This window comes from Thermosporothrix hazakensis (genome assembly GCF_003253565.1).
GTDB lineage: Bacteria > Chloroflexota > Ktedonobacteria > Ktedonobacterales > Ktedonobacteraceae > Thermosporothrix > Thermosporothrix hazakensis.
Map to the genome: position 1 here is coordinate 1 of NZ_QKUF01000003.1, position 18,866 is coordinate 18,866.

Here is an 18,866-nt window from a genome sequence, read left to right on the forward strand (position 1 = left end):
TCCTCACTATCTTCGTGTATTCTCGCACAACGATTGTATTCTGTCAAGCGAAGGGGAACGTTCTGACTCTGATGGCTTCCTGCGCCATCCATCCCCCTGGCTTCAGCCAGGGGCCTTCTGCCGCTTTTTGGTAAACCCTTGTGAGCATGGTGGTTGACCGCCATGCTCGTTTTTTTGCCTGCGGGATATACATGCAAGTATCCAGGAGGACAGGCGCAATGAAGAAAGCAGTAGAAAGAGCGGGCCTCTAGAAAACGTGCTACTCTATGCCATAGACGAGTTACCTAATACATGGTAAAATGGCTGTTGTGTAACTTGTGAGAGAACGGATATTTGGTGAGGTTCTGGTTGTGGCGCGAGTACCGTCAGTGATCGGGGGCTTTTTACAGCTACAGGTATCTGCTCAAAACTCCTTGCAATGCATCGAGCTAGGATCGCCTGCCTGGTTTGAGTGGTTGGAAGATGAGTGCAATCGTTCGTTCTCCTTCAAAGATGGAACAGTCTCCTATACTGCGAGAAGAGAGCGCCAGCGCAACGGCTGGTACTGGTATGCATACCGCAAACAGTCAGGCAAGCTGCGCAAGGTCTACCTCGGAAAGAGTCCCGAACTTTCTGCTGAACGACTGCTTCAGGTAGCTACTCGCCTGGTTGAATCAAAAGAAGAGCAAGTATCCCCTGTCCCGGACGAGCATCATGAACCGGTAGGCCGTACTATCGAACATGATACCGAGTTCCTGATGGCTCATTTGACGCCTCTTCTGGGACGAGAAAAAGAACTCCAGACCCTTTGTGCGCTGTTACGGCGGCCTTCCGTGCGCTTGCTCACACTTGCCGGAATGGGAGGAATTGGCAAGACGCGTCTGGCGATACAGCTTGTGTCACGCTTGCGGGAAGAATACCCGGATGGCGCATATTTTATCCCACTCTCAACCATTACCGACGGCGTACAAGTGATCCTGGCAATCGCCGATGTGCTCGGATTGCGGGATGTTGGTGCCGAGCCTTTTTTAGAGTACCTCGCTCGTTCGCTGGAAAAAAAGCGCCTGCTCTTGCTCCTCGACAATTTTGAGCAGGTGATTACTGCTGCCCCGCTTCTGGTCGAACTGCTGGCACGTTGCCCTTATCTCAAGGTGGTAGTGACAAGCCGGATGGTTTTGCGAGTGAGGGGCGAATATGAGTTTCTGGTGCAGGCGCTGGCTGTGCCTACTGATGAGCAACTACATGATATCGAGCATGTGCTGACATACGGAGCGGTGGCGCTGTTTGTGCAGCGGGCTCGGGCTGTAAAAGTGGACTTTGCCCTGACTCCTGAAAATCTGCCGGCTGTTGTTGCGATCTGTCGGCGGCTTGAGGGGGTGCCGCTGGCGCTGGAACTGGCAGCGGCGCGCTGTAAGCTCTTATCTCCTCAGGCGCTACTGGCTCGTTTAAGTGGACATCATCGTATTCCGCACGGCACGACAGACGCTATCCTTCCCTATCAACAAACCCTGCACCTGCTTTCTCGCCCTGCGCAGGACTTGCCCGAACGTCAGCAAACCCTTCGCAATACTCTGGATTGGAGTTATAACCTGCTGACAGAGCGAGAACAGCGGCTATTCCGTTTGCTTTCACTGTTCGCGGGTGGTGGCTCCCTGGAAATGATTGAGCAAGTGTATCGCGCTATCGATGCGACGACGTCCATTCTTGACGATATCACCTCACTTGTCGACAAGAGTTTGCTCTATCTGATCGAGCAGGATGACTTTGAGCCCCGCTTCTCGATGCTCGAAATTGTGCGTGAGTACGGATTGGAACGGTTACATGAGACAGGAGAAATAGCCGTTACCCAACGGATGTTCGCTTATTATTGGCTGGATTTTACGTTGAGTGCCGAAGCACATATGACGGATGAGCAATTGCACTGGCTGAACAGGTTAAAGATGGAACATAAGAATATTCGTGCTGCTCTGCTGTGGTTTGCCTCGCAAAAAGATTGGGAGCATGCGCTTCAGATGGCTACGGCGCTCACCTGGTTCTGGTGGGCGAAGGGGTATCTGGGTGAGGGACGTCGGGTGCTGGAATGGCTGCTTTCAAGCTGCGAACAGGTGACGCCTCACACCAGAGCAAAGGCGCTGCTGGCTGCTGGCACACTCAGTGGGTTGCAGGGCGAATACAGGCATGCGGAAACGCTCTGTCTTGAGGCACTGTCTTTTTTTGTATCACATGGAGATCGGCGCGACCATGCCAATGCACTCTGGATGCTCGGGCATATGTCCATTATGAAGAGTGATTACCCGAGAGCGCAAGCCTATCTCCACGAAGCACACGGGCTTTTTGAAGAGCTGCATCACATCTGGGGGGTGGCCTCAACGCTTGAGCGGTTGGCCTCGCTGGAGCGTGACCGGGGCGATTATGGGCGAGCGCGTGAGCTGGCTGAGCAGAGTGTGGCGCTCTTTCAGCAACTCTCGGCTCCCTGGGGGCTGGCGCGGGCGTTCTGGATTCTGGGATTGATTTTGTTCTCGCTTGGTGATTTTGCCTTCGCCTCAGTACAGCTTGAGCACTGTTTGAAGCAGGCTCAACTTGTTGGTGATCGCAATACTCTGATCTTTGCCCAGGCACTTTCTGGCTGTATACAGATGTTTCAGGGTGAGGTACAGGCCGGTGAGGAGCGTGTGCGGATGGGGAAGCAGACGGCGCGAGAGGTCGGAAATAAGCGGGGGATTGTCTGGACTGTGACTATTCTCGGGTTGGGGGCTGTGCTTCAGGGTGACTATCAGCGAGCCCGAGAGCTGTTTGAGGAAAGCCTTTCGGTCCTTGCGCAGCTCAGCTTCGAGTATAAAATCTTTACAGCGCTGGGCTTGCGTGGGCTTGCAATGGTGATCGCGAGCCAGGGCCACGCGCTCTGGGCGGCGCGGCTGGCAGGTGCGGCTGCGTCCATTCAGCAGACGATCGGTGCGCCGGTGACACCTCCAATGGTTGAGGCAGTCATTGAGCGTTTTCTACTCCAGGCGCGGTTGCAGGTTGGCGAAGAGACCTTTTTGCAGGCTTATGCTGAGGGCTGTGCCATGCAACCGGCACAGGCATTGATCGCCAATGATGCTCAGTTGCGCCAACCTGCGGTTAGCACCCCAAAGGAAGCGGTTGCGCACACTGCCCTGACCACGCGCGAGATCGAAGTTCTGCGCCTGCTTGCGCTCGGGCTCACCAGTCCCCAGATTGCCGAGAAACTGGTGATCTCGGTACTGACTGTAAATACCCATGTACGCTCTATTTACAGTAAGCTCGGAGTGTCTTCACGGAGTGCAGCAACGCGCTATGCAATAGAGCACAAGCTGTTTAAGCTATCCTGATATCTCGACAAAGAAAAGCTCTTCTCCTCACTTCTACGGAGCCTCTCTCTCGATTGTCTTTTTGCTCGTGAGCGAAATTACCTTATTCTGGGGACGTAAAAGTTTCTGCTATCAGGTATATTTCTTGCATGTGCTAGAAACGCAGCAGTGGAAAAGCAAACAGGAATGTAAATGGCTGATTGCATAGAAAGAAGACACGGTGCATATCGAAATACCGAGTGTCTGACTGTCGTCGGGCGGATGTTGCAGGTGGGCGACTTCGTGCCAGATTGTACCCTGGAATATCTGGATCTCATTGATATGGTGGTACGCCAGACGCGCCTGACCGACTCACAAGGGATGATTCGACTGCTCTCGATTGTCAATTCGCTTGAACGTCAGCCCTGTCATGATGAGACGTTGCATTGGGAAAAATTGCGAGACAAGCTGCCGGCAGGAGCATGTATTTTTACTGTCAGCATGGATTTGCCTTACTCACAGGCCCGCTGGCAGGCTATGCATGGCGTGATTCATCAGACGCTCTCTGCCTGGAGAAATGAACAATTCGGCCATGCGTTCGGTGTGTGGCTGAAAGAATGGCGACTCCTACAGCGGGCTGTTCTGGTGATCGACCAGGAAAATCGTGTTGTCTACACCGAATATATTCGCGATCAGATGAAGGAACCTGATTATCAAGCGGCACTGGATGCAGTTCTCGGTGTTGTTTTTGCGAAGAGCGAATCGTTTGGTAGTGTAAAGGATATATAGATGCAAGAGACAACATCTCCGCAATCTGTTTCCCGCGTCTCTAAGCTTGCAGCAAACTGCAAGAAGGAGCTTGAAGATGCAGACTATCGATGCGCCAGAGGCAACCAGCTGGCGACCGTAGCCCTGTTGCGACTGGCGACCCATGAGCAGGATGAGCAGGCGTGGGGGGCACTTGAGCAGTGCTTCAAGCCGCTAATGCGTGCATGGCTGAGGCGGCATCCCCATGTGCAAGGAGCCTTGAATGTGCGCGATGAGGAGGAGACTATCATCACTGCTTTTGCCGAGTTTCGGCGCGTGACGCTTGAACGGCGTCTGGTGTTTTCGTCTCTGGAAGCTATTTCGCGCTGTCTGGGGGCCTGTTTGAATGCTGTGATCGGGGCGTTGGCACGATCGCGGCCCGTGGCTGAAGTGTATCTGCCCGAACAGCTCTATCAACGCCTGGCGGAACGAGAACGGCGGATCGCCTATCTGCTCTTTCACTGTGGCTTGAAGCCAGCAGACATTATGCAGGCGTGTTCATCAGAGTTCCCCGATGTGAATGAGATCTACAGGCTTGGCGCTGCGGTCATGCGACAATTTCATACCATCACCCATACATCCTAGAAATAAGCAACGAGGATCACAGCGCCGTGGTCCTCTTTCAATGCCTCGGTTCGACAGTGCTCCTCAGAACAGGTTATAATGTGCGCAAACGTACGCAGGGATTCCTGCTGTGTGTGGAAAACGGACGGGCGGCTTCTGGTCCCGTTCGGGTGCAGATTGTTGAAATATAGTGTGATATTGCGGTGATGGAGTTTTGCGACAATGCCTACCTCTGCTAACAGGGTTCGTTCGTTTGCGACGACGATTTTCACGGAGATAAACAATCTGGCTGAACAGCATCAGGCGTTAAACCTGGGTCAGGGGAAGCCTGACTTTGATACGCCCCCGGATATTGTTCAGCATGTGGTGCAGGCGCTCGAAAGTGGACACTTGAATCAATATGCGCCTGGTTTCGGTACGCCCGCTCTCTGTCAGGCAGTTGCTGACCATGCGGCCCGCTTCTATCAAATGGATATTGACCCCCGCCGAGGTGTGGTGGTCACGTCGGGAGCGACTGAAGGCTTGTTGGCCTCGATTCTTGGTCTGGTCGATCCCGGCGATGAAGTGATTGTGATCGAGCCTTTTTATGATTCGTATGTGCCAGATATTATCATGGCGAATGCCGTGCCGGTCTACGTCCCGTTGCATCCACCAACCTGGACCATTGATCCCGACGAACTCCGGGCGGCCTTTAACAAGAAGACTAGAGCCCTGCTGCTCAATACGCCGCATAACCCGAGCGGACGTGTATTGACATATGAGGAACTCTCGTTGATCGCACAGCTCTGTATCGAGCATGATGTGCTGGTCATTGCCGATGAGGTCTATGAGCACCTGACTTTCGACAACAAGAAGCATATTCCTATTGCCAGCCTGCCCGGTATGTTTGAGCGGACCGTTACCGTGAGCAGCGCCGGAAAGCTTTTTAGCGCTACTGGCTGGAAAATCGGGTGGGTTTATGGGCACCCGGATCTGATAACCGGCGTCTGGCGGGCACACCAGTTTATCACCTTCTCAGTCCATCATCCGACACAGGAAGCTATCGCCTACGCGTTGAATCTGCCCGATACATACTATCAGGGACTCCAGACAATGTATACAGCCAAGCGCGATCTGCTGTTGTCCTCATTGACTGCCTGTGGCTTAAAGTGTGCTGTTCCCGAGGGAACCTATTTTGTCATGGCGGACTATCGCGATGTATTTGAGGGAACGCCAGTCGAGTTTACGCGCTATCTGATCGAACAGGTCGGCGTGGCCTGTATACCTCCCGAGAGCTTCTATAGCGCTGAACATGCCTCCATCGCGCAGGGATTGGTACGCTTTGCCTTCTGTAAAACTGATCCAGTGCTTGAGGCGGTAAAGGAGCGACTGAGTAAGCTAAACGGGTGATGGCAGCGCGGATCAGGGGGATGAGGATAGCTCATCCCCGGCAGTGGGTTGCATCGATTGCCCGCCCTAAATACCGCGACCGCGCACCGGTAACACGATGCCGTTGACGCCATCTCCGGCCGATGAGACCAGAAAAAGCGCGGCTTCAACAATCTGCTCCCTTGAGACCCAACGGTTGCGGAACTCTTCTTCTGAGGGGGCTAACTCGTCCAGATTGGATTGAGTAGCAACAAGTCCCGGACCGAGTGCATTTACCAGAATGTTGTGCGGCTTGCCCTCTCTGGCAAGGGTGGCAGTGAGCGCATCAACGCCCGCTTTTGCACAGTTGTAGGCAAGGATGTTGGGGCCTGAGGCCAGTGCGTCGCCCGCCCGGCTAAAATTGAGTATTTTGCCTCCGCCCTGCTGTTTCATCAGCGGCCAGACGGCGCGGCTGCACAGGAACGTGGTGCGCAGGTTGTTGTTCAGTTCTTGCTCCCAGTCTCCAAGCGTGAGCTCTTCAAAGGGTCCATAGGTGGTCAGGCCGCCCGCGAGATTCACCAGAATATCGACTCGACCATAGGCCTCAAGCGTGCGCTGGATCAATGTCTGTGCGCCTGCTTCTGTTGTCAGGTCGGCTGCTACTCCGAGAACAGTTGCGCCGGATACCTGCAATTCGTGGGCGCGTGCGGCAACGCGTTCAGCGCTGCGCGAACTGATCGTCAGACGTGCACCTTCTCGGGCAAAAGTGGAGGCGAGGGCAAAGCCGACCTGCCCCGATTGGCTGACCCCGGTAATAATAGCTACTTTTCCTGCCAGTTGCATAGGCTGCTTCCTTTCTGCTTAGCGTGAGAAGGCGTAGCGCAAGAAAAGGTGGCTCTCGCTGCGTTTGAGCGAAACAAGTGTGCCCCAGAGAGGTGCATCTGGCGCGAAGTGGTGTCCGCTGACCAGTCCGGGGCGACCGTCTCCGTCTTCACGTCCGGCAATCTGAGGTGCCAGTGTGAGGAAGAGTTCGTCCAGACAGCGAGCAACAAGAAAATCATTCAGGAGATGTGCACCGCCTTCTATCAAGAACAGTGTACCGGGCTGATGAAGCCGAACAGCAGAGATCATCTCATGTGGATCGAGAGGGCCGCGTTCCTTGAGAGCGGCGATGCTGACCGTGTGGGGAAAAGAGTGTTTGCGCAGGCGCTGTTCCCCTTCCTGAGTGGTCAGGAACAGCACCGGTATTTTCCCCTCGTGCAGAACCGGGGCAGTTGGATCAATATCGCCGTGAGCCGTAATGAACACATTCAGCGGATAGCGGGGCTTCTGCAAGCGCTCGCGGAGCTGAGCGAAGCTGTCCGCATACTCAGGACAGGATTCCTCAGCTGCCAACCCTGTCAGGTTCTCCGCACGGAGTGTGCCCGCTCCAAGAATAACCGCGTCAGCCAGCGAGCGCAGGACGCCCATTAGCAGACGATCTTGCGCGTTAAAGCCGCTGATGTCGCCCCCTCCCATGTGCCCGGGTGCGTTGAGCGAGACGACGCCATCCAGGGTTGTCACAAAATTGGCAATCAGGGCAGGAGAGTGATTCGAGGCAGGCAGCGTGAAGCTCCCGACCAGCGAATCAAGAGGAGGGGGAAATGATACGGCTGCTCCTTGCGTGACATCAAACAGCGTTTCAAATGGTGTGAAGTGCTTCATGATCGAATCTGACAGGCAGAGAAGAACTCGGAGCGGAGTTCTGGATTGGCTTCATATTCGCCGCGCCAGCTTGTGGTACGAGTCAGTGCCGATGTTTCTCGTACGCCACGCATTGCCATGCAGAGGTGATTTGCTTCCAGATAGACAGCGACACCATGTGGCTGTAGGATCGTTTCAAGCGTGCTGGCAATTTGCTGTGTCAGACGTTCCTGAACTGAGAAGCGCTTGGCGAAGACGCGTACCAGGCGAGTCAGCTTGGAAAGTCCGATAATATGTTGATTGGCGATATAGCCAACGTACGCATGACCGAAGAAGGGAAACGCGTGGTGTTCACAGAGCGAGAAGAAGGGAATTGGTCCCTCTATCACCTGGCTGCGGCGGCCATCAACACCATCAGGATACTCCGCATCAAAGACTTTAATCAGCTTGGGATCACCATCATAACCCTCAGTTGCGTCAAACATCGCCTTGAGGAAGCGCTGTGGTGTCTCGCGAGTGCTTGGGGTATTGACGTCCATCCCCATAGCGGCAAAAATCTCTGCAATATACCCCTCGAATTTCTGCATGTCTTCAACAGAGATATGACGATGCTTGAGATGGATGGCTTCTTGAAAGTCCAGATCGTCAAGATCTATATTCAGTGTCATTGTTTTCCTCTCCTGGCCGAAGATTCCCCCCTCTCTGGTCGCGACAATCTCCACTTTCTGGTATCGGCCTGATTGACAATATCTGAGTTTAATTCAGTGTATGAAAAATGAGGGGCATTGTCAAGAAAGTCAAGTAGTTCTTTGACTTTCTTGAGACCTGTACAATAAGAAGGACGATACCCTTGCTCACCTGTACTCGGTTAGAACGAGATGAAGCAAGCACCCGAATAGTGGCACGTTTTGGAATGAAAACTCGTGTCAACGATGAATAATGCGATAAAAGGATTGCTTGCTCGACTTGGAAAGGAGTAGAAAGGTATGGGCGATGTAGCGTCTATTGAGTCTTTCCTTATCTTTGTCGGGATGGTGGTTCTGGTTGCGGTGCTGTTTACAGTTGGTCAGTGGCAGTGGTTCCGCTGGCAGCGTGTACGTGATGTACGGCGTACAACGAGGCACGCAAAGCGGAGTGCCCGCCCGATGAATATGATTGAGCCACAGTTCGTTGATCCCTATACAGTGAGCGATCCGTTTCAGTACAGGTATCGTCGGCTCGATGACGATTCGTTTTATAGCGATGATACCGTTCCGGTTCCAATTCCTTCGCAATATTCTCGTTATTGCAGATATGAATGAAAGCAAATCAACTGCTTGTAGAGATGGTTCCTCTCTTGATCTTCCTTCGTTGCACTATCAGGAAATAGGCGCTTCTTTGTGATAAAGAAGGAAGCGAGAAATTTCCTGATAGTGTTCTCTGTACAAGCCCTGCCTTGAAATGGTAGAATGCTTGTAAGGAGCATATCCCCGGGAGACAAGGCGGCCTCCCTGAATGTTCCCCGTACCCAGAAGCCTCTACTCTGTTGTTTGTTTTGAAGTCAGGAATAGCAGGGATTGTTCTTTTGGGAATGTGGTATAGCCAACCGCATGTGCGTATCTTCACGCGGTTGGGTTTCTACGATGAATGAAGTATTGGTGTATGCCGATACACTTTCTGCAATTGAGAGGAACTAGTATGGCTCGTATTAAATTCGCGTACATTGGTGGTGGAAGTACACGCGCTGCTGGAACAATGGCGTCCTTCATGGAGCAGGGGGAGAACTTCAATGGTTCTGAAGTTGTGCTGATCGATCTCAATGAAGACACGCTTAAGGTTGTGCAGAAGATCAGCGAGAAACTTGCTCGCGCGAAGGGTCTGGATATAAAGGTCTCAATTACAACGGATCGCCGTGAGGGCTTGAAGGATTGTGATGCGGTGCTGACCAGCTATCGCCCTGGTGGCTTCGAGGCGCGTTATCTGGATGAGAGTATCCCGCTGAAACACGGTATTATTGGGCAGGAGACCCAGGGCCCGGGCGGTTTCTTTATGGCGCTGCGCTCTCTGCATATCATGAAGGGGATTATTCAGGATATGGAGGAGGTCTGTCCGAACGCCCGCCTCTTCAACTATACAAACCCCATTAACCTGATCTCACAGGCGGTGACAAAGCATAGCAGTATTCCAACTATCTCTTTCTGTGAGGGCCCGATTGTGACTAACGCGGGCTATGCCAGTTGGGCTGGATTGGACCCCGAGAAACTCGATGCAGTCTCCATCGGCCTGAATCATGGCTCCTGGACGGTTCGTCACCTGTATGAGGGACAGGACTTTATCCCCATGCTGGCCGAAGCATATGAGCGCAAGCGCCAGAACGGGGAGCTGGAACAAACATCACCCTGGATGCGGCGTCTGGTAGAACTGGCAATTCAGGCCGAGTCGCTGCCGAGCCATTATTTCCAGTATTACTACTTTACCAACGAGATCTATCAGGAATTGCTGAACAAGCCAACGACACGCGCACAGGATATTATGGCCTCCGTGCCTGATTACTGGGCTCACTATCGTGAGGAGGCGGAGAAAGAGGTTCCGCACCTTGACCCGGCTCGTTCTCGTGGCGGTATCCATGAACTGGAGCTGGCACTTGACGTGATGGATGCAATCTACAACGATCGTAAGGAAGTCTGGTATGTCAATGTGCCGAACAATGGCGCAATCAAAGAACTCCCCGATGATCTGGTTGTTGAGCTTGTAGGCTTTGTTGATAAGAACGGCGTACAGCCATTGCAACAGGGAGCTCTGCCGCGTCATTTGAGTGGTCTGGTGAAAGAGCTTGGTGAATACCAGTATCTCACGGCTGAGGCTGCATGGGCCGGTACCCGTAAGGATGCGATCAAGGCGCTTGCCAGTAACCCGCTGGTTCGCTCCTTCGCGAAGGCTGAGGCTCTGTATGACGAAATGGCTGCTGCGCACAAAGCTTACTTGCCCGAGCGTTTATTGCACTAAACCTTTGGAGGGGTTGAGGCATGAAGTGCGTACTGGCAGTTGATGGCGGCAATACCAAGACCATTGCACTGGTTGCTGCCCTTGACGGTACAATTCTTGGCTATGGCCGTGGAGGTTGTGGCGACATCTATAACAGCGGTGGCGACATCAAGGAGTCGTTGGCGAACATTGACTATGCGGTGACAACAGCGCTGCGGATGGCTCAAGCAGAGCCAGCAGATCTGGTAAGTGGTGTCTTTAATATGGCAGGCGCTGACTGGCCCGAAGATTTCGCTGTCTTGCAGGCCGCGATGAGTGAGCGCCTGTACGGACGCGAGATCCTGATCCAGAACGACGCCCTGGGTATTCTACACGCAGGAACCACCGGTAATGTCGGGGTATCTGTGGTTTGTGGAACTGGTGCGGCGACGGGGGCTCGCGGTCCTGATGGGCGTGTCTGGCATAGCAGTTTCTGGCAGATTCAGGCTGAGGGAAGCGTTCAGTTGAGTCGTAAGGCGCTGGAACGGGTCTTCCTGGCCGAACTCGGGCTGGAAATCCCTACCAGCCTGACTGCTCGAGTGCTGGACACATTTGCCGTTTCCTCCATCGAAGAACTGCTGCGTCAGATGACCAGTCGGGATTTTCGAGGCAAGCGGCCACGTAGTGAGAGCCTGACACCGGTGCTGCTGGATGAGGCTGAAGCCGGGGATGAGCTGGCCTATCGGCTGGTGCGGGATCACGGCTATGCGCTTGGTGATATCGCGAATGTCGCTGCTCGAAAGGTGGGCATTGAGGGAACTGCATTCCCGCTGGTGCTGGGCGGTGGCGTGTTTCGCCATCCTTCGTCTCTGTTAGAACGTGCCATCGTAGAGCGAGTACGCACTGTTTCTCCAGAGGCATGCCCGGTGCGAGCACGCTATGAGCCGGTTATAGGGGTGCTCTTCTCGGCTCTGGAGCTGGCCGGGATTGCCCTTGATCAGGAGCTTATTGCGCGGCTGGAACCGACAATTCCAGATCATTCCCTGTTCGATACCGTGAACGGGCGCTTATAGAGCCATAGAAAAGCAACAGAGAGTGCAACACTAATCTTGCGCTCTCTGTTTTTCTTTGCCTCATTTCAGAGTGATTTGTCCGATCAGGACACAGTGGTCACTCCCCCGCGAGGAACAGTCTGTTTTCAGGCTGAGAGGCTGGATATTCGGGCTGGCAAACATATAATCGATGCGGAGCAAGGCCCAGAAGCGGTTGAGTTGTCGAAGCCCCCAGGAATGCCCGCTTCCGTTGCCTACCAGTCGATGCATATCTTGCAGCCCGTTCGAGAGATCTTTGTATGCCACCTCACGGTCTGTCGTATTCATATCACCGAGCAGCAGCACATGCTCTCCCTGTTTCAGGTGTGACTGGATAAATTTTTGTAGCTCCTGAATCTGGCTATCCCGGCGCTTTGGGCAGAAGGTACAACCGTAGACAGTATTGACGGCAGAAATCGGGTGGGCATTCACCACGAAGAGCGTGCGCCCCTGGCCGAGATCGAGTCGTGCCCAGAGAATGCGGGGAATGTCCCAGATAGCTCGCGAGCCGTCGGGGGCCTCAACTTCTCCGTAGTCGAGGATCGGATATGTGCTCAGCAGAACTTCACCCGGAGGCACTCCCTGATCAGGCCGATAGAGGTGGTAGGGATAGCGTGTGAGCACATCGTCTGCCATATCGATGCCCCGCCAATCTGCTTCTTGAAGCGCAACAATTTGCGGCTGTTCTGTATTGAGCACGTGGCGAAGTGACCCACTACGCGCGTTATTACCAAGAAAATTCCAGGTCAGAACGGTAATAGGCTTCTCACCTGCTGCTCCGGCCCCGAAAGCGAGGTGAGGGCTATAGAGCAGTCCAAAGACCAGTATGGCGAGCAGAAACACGATGCGCAAAAAGGCGGTTTGTCTGAAAAAGAGAAAAGGGAAAAGAAGTAGAAAGGGAATAAACAGGTAAGGCGCAAAGATAGAGAAAAGGGCAAGTACTCCATCTCGTTGCTGTAAGATAGATTGTAAAAGCAAGAGAAGGATCAGGAGACCAAAGTACACATACGTTGCGATTGTAAATGCTTTAAAGCGATGTTTTTGAAGAAGGGTTGTGAATAGAGTCATAGAAGAGACATCCTTTTAGGGATAGAGCTTTTTTCTGTCTCGCAGTGATTCTCCATCTGGTAACGTATGTTATTCCTCACGGTTTGTCAAGATGGTTCCGCATAATATCCATCTCTCCTGCTCTGTCTGTTTACCCTTGTCTGCTCGCCATCCAACAGGACTGCTCAGGCCTTAATTGCCTGAGTGCCCGTCAGTCAATTTCAGGAAGATTTTCTCAAGATCCTGCTCTGCCTGATATACTTCATCAGGGATAAGTCCTTGCTGACTCAAGAACAGGTAAAGATCACGGCCACGCCCGTTAGGGGCCTGGGTGACGATCTCCCCCTTTTCGTTGTTGTAGGCTCCCTGACCCCATGACTGCGCGCGGATTGAGGCGAGCGCCTGCGGCATTGGGTCGATCTTGACGATGAACTCCCCATGTCCGCGGGTCAGTTTCTCAACTGCGGTCTCAGTAATCAGTTTGCCAAAGCTGATGATCGCGACATGGCTACAGATTTGCTGTACTTCTGAGAGCAGGTGACTGGACATCAGAATCGTTTTGCCCTCTGAGGCGAGCCGATGCAGGAAATCGCGCATTTCGACGATACCAGCAGGGTCAAGGCCGTTGGTTGGCTCGTCCAGAATCAACAGGGCAGGATCATTCAGCAGGGCGATAGCAATGCCCAGGCGTTGCCGCATACCAAGCGAATAGGTTTTGACTTTGTCTTTCTGCCGGTCGGCAAGGCCGACAAGTTCAAGGATCTCATCAATGCGTCGAGCAGGGACGCCTCCCAATGCCTTTGCAAAGACCTGAAGGTTGTCGCGAGCAGACATATAGCGGTATAATGCGGGCGTCTCAATCAAAGCTCCTACGCGGGGTAGTACTTTCGACCTATTTTCTCGAGCATCCTGTCCAAGAATTTCAACTCCGCCCGAAGTAGGTGTAATAAGGCCTAAAATCATACGAATGGTGGTCGTTTTGCCCGCACCGTTTGGGCCCAAAAAGCCGTAAATCTCGCCTCTTCTAATATCAAGATTGAGCTTGTCAACGACGACGCGTTGCTTGTACTGTTTATAAAGGTCTTTGGTGCGCAGAACAACGTCAGAAGAGCGCATAGACGGGGATGCAGAGGTCGCAATGACCGTTGATTGGTGATATTGTTGCATCATGTTGTAACAGAATCCTTTCTTTTCTCTAAGGATTATTTCAGAGTGATCTCAGGGTCGTGGGGTAGAATAACTTCTGTCCCTTTGATCTCGCTTTTTGCGTTTCTTTGGCGCTAATGTGCCCCTGCAAATAGGATAGGGGAGCGGTGTCGCAGAGGTATCACATATTTGTCTCAAAATTGTCTCAACGGGAGTTGAGTGGGAGCAGGATTATTCTGACATCTTGTCAGCTCATATGAGAATTTGATAAAACAATTAGGAGTCGATTATTCTATATGTGACTATAAAATGATAGATAGTAACACTGTATTTGTGACCAAGCAGCCTGTTCTATCGTTTTCGTTGTTGGTATCATTGCTTCATACACTCTTTGTTGCTCTGTATCTTTCAGGGGGTTACAGCCCTCTTCTTTTGTTGCTCTTGAAACGAGGCTGGAGCCTGCTAGCAAGACTTTTATCCTATTTGCTGTTCATTCCGAGCAGTTTTCTTTTTGTCTGAAAGTATATAAATTGGTGGATAGGAATATTTCGATATACTGGAATAGTCGCTACTGTGCTATGTGTTGTAATGTTGTGTATCTAAATGCTTTGTTTCCGTATAATGGATAGCGTTAATAACGTAATTTCTCTAGTAAGTAATGCTGATGTTCATGCCTATACTAATGGACGACTTGACAAAAGCTTAAATCACTGGTAAAGTATCCTTAGAGGAGAAGATGCAGTTATGTAACGTGCCGTCTGGCGTACTGAATAATGTCTGTACGATTCTTCGACGGTGGCTCTTTTTCCTTTACGCTTAGTATAAGTACCTGCCCTTCCTTCTATCTTGGAAAGGTTTCAGGTGCAGAACATTCTAAGCATGAGGAAATGTGGATGAGTGTGGATAGTAGCCATTTTTCCTCTATCTGGTACTCATTCTGACTATGCTCCTTTACAAGTTTCTTACAATGTTATACAATGCATACACAATGTTTTCTTGTGTATGTTTTCTGGCAATTTTTACCGCGCATGCTTGTCGCAACAGCGATAGCAGTGGTGCATGTGCGGGATACAAACCTTAAAGGAAGTGAGTAGATAACAATGAGTGAGCTTTTAACTGTTTCAGAAGTGGCCCGCATTCTTCGTGTTGACGATACTACCGTTCGCCGTTGGGTGAAGCAGGGAGCCCTTGAGGCCGTCGTTCTGCCTCATGTGAATGCACGTCAGGCATATCGCATTAAGCGTGAGACCCTGAACAAGGTGCTCGGTTCCAGCACCTCCACCACGGCAACCGCCTGAGTTGCAGGAAGAGGGCGCTAACGGGAACTCTCCCGGGCGCATGTGGGCATTGGCTACGGGGAGAGTAGCCGGATGTCTGACTCTTTAAGCTCGTAATTTGTGAGCGTCTTGTACGCTCATCGCCTATACAACTTTTTCGCTGTTTCTTGCAACGAGGTCTGGGTGGTCGAAGAGGGGCTCTCTCTAGAGGCATCCCCTCTCGCCTGTTTTCTATCCGGGTATGGGAGTGATAGGTCTAAATGTGCAAATATGGTAACACTTCGCGAGCAAAGCGTTCGATTTGGACTTTACGCTCCGGCCAGCGAGGGGCCATAAATTGCAGGGCCAGATGTGCTACCCCGATATCCCGGTACATACGGAGCATTTCGACCAGTTGTTCTGGACTTCCGCGTAAGACCTCCGGATCCTGGGGGACCGCCTGAGACGTTACTTCTATCGGGCGACAGCAAGCAAAACAAATATGGGCAGGATCGCGACCAGCCTCGGCGCTCAAGTGCTGTACAGTTGCGAATCCTGCCTGTAGCTTTTCTGGCGTAATTCTGACAAAATAGGGAAACCAGGCATCCCCAAAGCGGGCGGCTCTGCGCTGTGCGTGGATCCCTTCCCCGCCAACCCACAACGGCACCCCTTGCATCGGTTTGGGGAAAAATGCAATATCCCGCACCTGATAGTAGCTCCCCTCAAAGTTGATATGCTCCTTCGTCCAGAGTTGCCGCACAAGCTCTAGCTGTTCATCGGTCATCCTGCCTCGCTCGTTGAAAGGAACACCGAGTGCCGCGAACTCCTCGCGCATCCAGCCAACTCCTACCCCCATAATCAGCCTGCCATGTGAGAGACAATCGATAGAGGCGGCCACACGCGCCCAGTAGAGCGGGTGACGATAGGGAAGCACCAGGACACTGATCCCCAGGCGAATATGGTGCGTATGTCCGGCCAGAAATGCCAGGCAGGTCAGCGAGTCCAGAAATGGTTTATCTGGTGGAACGATAAAATGCCGATTCTCGCTGTATGGATAGGCGGTGGTGATCTCCCAGGGCGTGACAACCCTATCTGCCGACCAGATCGCGGCAAACCCCAGGGCTTCGGCGCTCTGTGCTGCTTCAATCAGTGTTTCTGGTCCGGTTGCGCGTCCCGAAATTGGAAGAAAAACGCCAAGTTCCATGTCTCCAGACTCCTTTCTTGTGACAGGTCTGCAAGGGGCTTTCTATCTATGTTTTACTACTGAGAGAACTCTTTTCTGTCTGGTTTCTTGCCTTTTTGCCGCTTGCCTGTAGTAAAGTCTTTCTGTTGAGAAAGCGCCATTCTCTTTTCTTTCTGTCTTGAAATATAGCATTCTAACGGGAGTTGGCAGGCATAAAAACAGGGTTATGCAAAGAGACTCGGAAAAACGTTTTCTATCGCCCCTAAAAGGCCAAAAATGGTTGTGTTTGTTCGGCTTCGGTACTGCTACACCCCTTTCCTCTTTTTCTGGCAATTTGAGGCTCTACGGGCCATTCTGAGAGGGAACCCCTGAAACGGTGAATATTGACCGGATAGGGAAACGGAGATCCGATCGTTCTGAACGTCCTCTATCTCTCATTCGCGGCGCCTCTCCTTCGGGAGTGGCATTGTTGCACTTCTGTTTCTAGCATAGCATAGAAATGCTGTTCTCTTCAGATGGGGTGATAGAAAAAGAAAAAGCCGCGTTATCGAGAAAATGGATAACGCGGCTTGAGGTTGTGAGGGTCAGGATTGAGCGAGCAGGTTGTTCAGCCGATTGACAAAGCCGACCGGGTCTTCCAGTGGCTCGCCACTGCTGAGCTGTGATTGCTCAAAGAGCACATGCGCCCAATCTTGAAAACGCTGTTCATCTGTTTCTTGCTTGATCTTCTGAATAATGGCATGTTGCGGGTTAATTTCCAGAATCTGCTTGTCCTGAGGAAGCCGTTGCCCGTTGGCCTCAAGCAGGCGTTTCAGGCTTGGATCAATGCCATACTGATCAACGACAAGACAGGCCGGGGAACTCGTCAGGCGGTTCGTGGTGCGTACATCTTTGACTTTATCGCCCAGAACTGTCTTGAGCCGCTCAATCAGGTCTTTCGCTTCGGAGGCGGTCTTCTGCTGCTCTTCCTTCTCTTTTTCGTCAGTAAACTTGCTCAGATCAATCTCGCCTTTTGAGACTGATTGGAGCTGTTTACCGTCAAATTCGCGCAACTCGGTCTCAATAAAGTGATCGATCGGATCGGTGAATAGCAGGACCTCGATACCCTTCTGTTTGAAGATTTCCAGCAGCGGGCTGCTCTTGGCCGCGGTGTAGCTCTCGGCGATCAGATAGTAGATCTTGTCCTGCCCCTCTTTCATGCGTTTCACGTAGGTTTCGAGTGAGACATCCTGCTTGTCGCTCTCAGAGAAGGTGCTGGAGAAGCGCAGGAGTTTGGCCAGCGTATCGCGATTGCTATGATCCTCAATGATACCCTCTTTGAGCACGCGTCCGAACTCTCGCCAGAAGGTCTCGTACTTCTCCGGCTCTTTGGTTGCCATATCGTTCAGCAGGCCCAGGATCTTCTTGGTGGCATTAGAGCGCATCAAATCGATCAGGCGGTTCTGCTGCAAGATCTCACGCGAAACGTTCAAAGGTAGATCGTTTGAGTCGATGACACCACGTATAAAGCGCAGGTAGCGGGGCATCAGCTTTTCAGCGTCGTCCATAATGAAGACGCGGCGTACATAGAGCTTGACGCCATGATGATGTTCGCGGGTCCAAAGATCGAACGGAGCCTGCCCGGGAACATAGAGCAGCATTGTGTATTCCTGTGTGCCCTCCATCTTGCTATGCAGATAGGTGAGAGGGTCACTGAAATCGTGTGAGATATGTTTGTAGAACTCTTTGTATTCCTGATCACTGATCTCGCTTTTTGAGCGGGTCCAGAGCGCAGACGCCTTGTTGACGACCTCTTCTTCGCCCTGTTTCTCTTTGTCCTCAACGGGCATATAGATCGGGAGCTGAATATGATCGGAATACTTGCGAATAATGGAGCGAAGCCTGTAACCATCGAGGAACTCGCTCTCGTCCTCGCGCAGATGTAACGTGACCTCAGTACCACGGGTCGGTTTCTCGACGGTTTCGAGGCTATATTCGCCTTTTCCATCTGACTCCCAGCGCACGCCTTCGCTGGCAGGTGTACCGGCTCGCCGGGTGGTCAGGGTGACTTTGTCTGCCACAACAAAGGAGGAATAGAAGCCTACGCCGAACTGGCCGATCAGATTTGCATCCTTCTGTTTATCGCCGGTGAGCGACTTGAAGAACTCTTTTGTGCCAGAGCGGGCGATGGTGCCAATGTGTTCGATTACCTCATTGCGGCTCATGCCGATACCGTTATCACAGATAGTGATCGTGCGGGCCTCTTTATCATACGAGACGCGGATCTTGAAATCGGCATCCCGCTCATAGAGCGAGGGATCAGAAAGCGCATCAAAACGCAACCGGTCGATTGCATCCGAGGCATTTGAAATGAGCTCGCGCAAAAAGATCTCTTTATGGCTGTAGAGAGAGTGGATCATCAGATCCAGCAGTTGCTTGACCTCAGCCTGAAAGCCAAGCGTTTCCTTTTGAGCCTCTACCGTCATGTACAATACCTCCACCGTAGCTTTGAGAGCTGTATTTTTCGATGTCT

General features: G+C 52.3%; 15 protein-coding genes. 8 read left to right on the forward strand and 7 right to left on the reverse strand.

Annotated elements, in window-relative coordinates; genetic code table 11:
• Window positions 1-350 precede the first annotated feature (350 nt).
• From EI42_RS06705 to EI42_RS06720, 4 genes are all read left to right on the forward strand, one after another.
• The gene (locus tag EI42_RS06705; RefSeq protein ID WP_137686197.1) at window positions 351-3,329 is read left to right on the forward strand and encodes a LuxR C-terminal-related transcriptional regulator; all 2,979 of its coding nucleotides are present in this window, start codon (window positions 351-353) and stop codon (window positions 3,327-3,329) included.
• 171 nt (window positions 3,330-3,500) lie between these two features.
• Window positions 3,501-4,076, forward strand: a complete 576-nt coding sequence (locus tag EI42_RS06710; protein ID WP_111320161.1) for a redoxin domain-containing protein — start codon at window positions 3,501-3,503, stop codon at window positions 4,074-4,076.
• Entirely contained in the window at window positions 4,077-4,679 is a 603-nt protein-coding gene (locus EI42_RS06715) for a hypothetical protein (protein ID WP_111320163.1), read from the forward strand.
• Window positions 4,680-4,880: 201 nt separating this feature from the next.
• On the forward strand, window positions 4,881-6,047 hold the full coding sequence (locus tag EI42_RS06720; protein ID WP_111320165.1) for an aminotransferase class I/II-fold pyridoxal phosphate-dependent enzyme: 1,167 nt from the start codon (window positions 4,881-4,883) through the stop codon (window positions 6,045-6,047).
• A 66-nt stretch (window positions 6,048-6,113) separates the two neighbouring features.
• Here the strand turns inward: EI42_RS06720 and EI42_RS06725 are convergent, their stop codons facing one another.
• Genes EI42_RS06725 through folE form a run of 3 tightly spaced genes read right to left on the reverse strand, consistent with a single transcriptional unit; the run spans window position 6,114 to window position 8,356 of the window.
• Window positions 6,114-6,848, reverse strand: a complete 735-nt coding sequence (locus EI42_RS06725) for an SDR family NAD(P)-dependent oxidoreductase (protein WP_111320167.1) — start codon at window positions 6,846-6,848, stop codon at window positions 6,114-6,116.
• A gap of 18 nt (window positions 6,849-6,866) precedes the next feature.
• On the reverse strand, window positions 6,867-7,709 hold the full coding sequence (locus EI42_RS06730; protein ID WP_111320169.1) for a RibD family protein: 843 nt from the start codon (window positions 7,707-7,709) through the stop codon (window positions 6,867-6,869).
• Window positions 7,706-8,356 carry a GTP cyclohydrolase I gene (gene folE / locus EI42_RS06735; protein ID WP_111320171.1) on the reverse strand — a complete coding sequence of 217 codons (651 nt, stop codon included), beginning with the start codon at window positions 8,354-8,356 and terminating at the stop codon, window positions 7,706-7,708. The genes EI42_RS06730 and folE overlap by 4 nt, the downstream gene beginning before the upstream one ends.
• A 318-nt stretch (window positions 8,357-8,674) precedes the next feature.
• On the opposite strand from folE, the gene EI42_RS06740 reads away from it, so the two are divergent.
• The 3 genes from EI42_RS06740 (at window position 8,675) to EI42_RS06750 (ending at window position 11,704) form a co-directional block, all read left to right on the forward strand.
• Window positions 8,675-8,989 (forward strand): hypothetical protein, encoded by a 315-nt coding sequence (locus tag EI42_RS06740; RefSeq protein ID WP_111320173.1) that lies wholly within the window; start codon window positions 8,675-8,677, stop codon window positions 8,987-8,989.
• 376 nt (window positions 8,990-9,365) lie between these two features.
• The gene (locus tag EI42_RS06745; protein ID WP_111320175.1) at window positions 9,366-10,673 is read left to right on the forward strand and encodes a family 4 glycosyl hydrolase; all 1,308 of its coding nucleotides are present in this window, start codon (window positions 9,366-9,368) and stop codon (window positions 10,671-10,673) included.
• 20 nt (window positions 10,674-10,693) lie between these two features.
• Entirely contained in the window at window positions 10,694-11,704 is a 1,011-nt protein-coding gene (locus EI42_RS06750) for an N-acetylglucosamine kinase (RefSeq protein WP_111320177.1), read from the forward strand.
• 60 nt (window positions 11,705-11,764) lie between these two features.
• Here EI42_RS06750 and EI42_RS06755 read toward each other — a convergent pair whose 3' ends face one another.
• Window positions 11,765-12,790: an endonuclease/exonuclease/phosphatase family protein gene (locus tag EI42_RS06755; protein ID WP_111320179.1), complete on the reverse strand. Its 1,026-nt coding sequence runs from the start codon at window positions 12,788-12,790 to the stop codon at window positions 11,765-11,767.
• Between the two features lie 171 nt (window positions 12,791-12,961).
• The gene (locus EI42_RS06760) at window positions 12,962-13,939 is read right to left on the reverse strand and encodes an ABC transporter ATP-binding protein (protein ID WP_111320181.1); all 978 of its coding nucleotides are present in this window, start codon (window positions 13,937-13,939) and stop codon (window positions 12,962-12,964) included.
• 1,076 nt (window positions 13,940-15,015) lie between these two features.
• Here EI42_RS06760 and EI42_RS06765 point away from each other — a divergent pair.
• Window positions 15,016-15,213: a helix-turn-helix domain-containing protein gene (locus tag EI42_RS06765; protein WP_111320183.1), complete on the forward strand. Its 198-nt coding sequence runs from the start codon at window positions 15,016-15,018 to the stop codon at window positions 15,211-15,213.
• A gap of 235 nt (window positions 15,214-15,448) precedes the next feature.
• On the opposite strand, the gene EI42_RS06770 is transcribed toward EI42_RS06765, so the two are convergent.
• Together EI42_RS06770 and htpG are read right to left on the reverse strand one after the other, a co-directional pair.
• Window positions 15,449-16,375: an LLM class F420-dependent oxidoreductase gene (locus tag EI42_RS06770; RefSeq protein WP_111320185.1), complete on the reverse strand. Its 927-nt coding sequence runs from the start codon at window positions 16,373-16,375 to the stop codon at window positions 15,449-15,451.
• Between the two features lie 563 nt (window positions 16,376-16,938).
• Window positions 16,939-18,819, reverse strand: coding sequence for a molecular chaperone HtpG (gene htpG / locus EI42_RS06775; RefSeq protein WP_111320187.1), 1,881 nt, complete (start codon window positions 18,817-18,819; stop codon window positions 16,939-16,941).
• Window positions 18,820-18,866: the final 47 nt, after the last annotated feature.

Excerpts from the sequence above, each read along its gene's own strand:
- EI42_RS06710 (WP_111320161.1), top strand. The coding sequence starts at position 3,501 with ATGGCTGATTGCATAGAAAGAAGACACGGTGCATATCGAAATACCGAG.
- EI42_RS06715 (WP_111320163.1), top strand. The coding sequence starts at position 4,077 with ATGCAAGAGACAACATCTCCGCAATCTGTTTCCCGCGTCTCTAAGCTT.
- EI42_RS06720 (WP_111320165.1), top strand. The coding sequence starts at position 4,881 with ATGCCTACCTCTGCTAACAGGGTTCGTTCGTTTGCGACGACGATTTTC.
- EI42_RS06725 (WP_111320167.1), bottom strand. The coding sequence starts at position 6,848 with ATGCAACTGGCAGGAAAAGTAGCTATTATTACCGGGGTCAGCCAATCG.
- EI42_RS06730 (WP_111320169.1), bottom strand. The coding sequence starts at position 7,709 with ATGAAGCACTTCACACCATTTGAAACGCTGTTTGATGTCACGCAAGGA.
- folE (WP_111320171.1), bottom strand. The coding sequence starts at position 8,356 with ATGACACTGAATATAGATCTTGACGATCTGGACTTTCAAGAAGCCATC.
- EI42_RS06740 (WP_111320173.1), top strand. The coding sequence starts at position 8,675 with ATGGGCGATGTAGCGTCTATTGAGTCTTTCCTTATCTTTGTCGGGATG.
- EI42_RS06745 (WP_111320175.1), top strand. The coding sequence starts at position 9,366 with ATGGCTCGTATTAAATTCGCGTACATTGGTGGTGGAAGTACACGCGCT.
- EI42_RS06750 (WP_111320177.1), top strand. The coding sequence starts at position 10,694 with ATGAAGTGCGTACTGGCAGTTGATGGCGGCAATACCAAGACCATTGCA.
- EI42_RS06755 (WP_111320179.1), bottom strand. The coding sequence starts at position 12,790 with ATGACTCTATTCACAACCCTTCTTCAAAAACATCGCTTTAAAGCATTT.
- EI42_RS06760 (WP_111320181.1), bottom strand. The coding sequence starts at position 13,939 with ATGATGCAACAATATCACCAATCAACGGTCATTGCGACCTCTGCATCC.
- EI42_RS06765 (WP_111320183.1), top strand. The coding sequence starts at position 15,016 with ATGAGTGAGCTTTTAACTGTTTCAGAAGTGGCCCGCATTCTTCGTGTT.
- EI42_RS06770 (WP_111320185.1), bottom strand. The coding sequence starts at position 16,375 with ATGGAACTTGGCGTTTTTCTTCCAATTTCGGGACGCGCAACCGGACCA.
- htpG (WP_111320187.1), bottom strand. The coding sequence starts at position 18,819 with ATGACGGTAGAGGCTCAAAAGGAAACGCTTGGCTTTCAGGCTGAGGTC.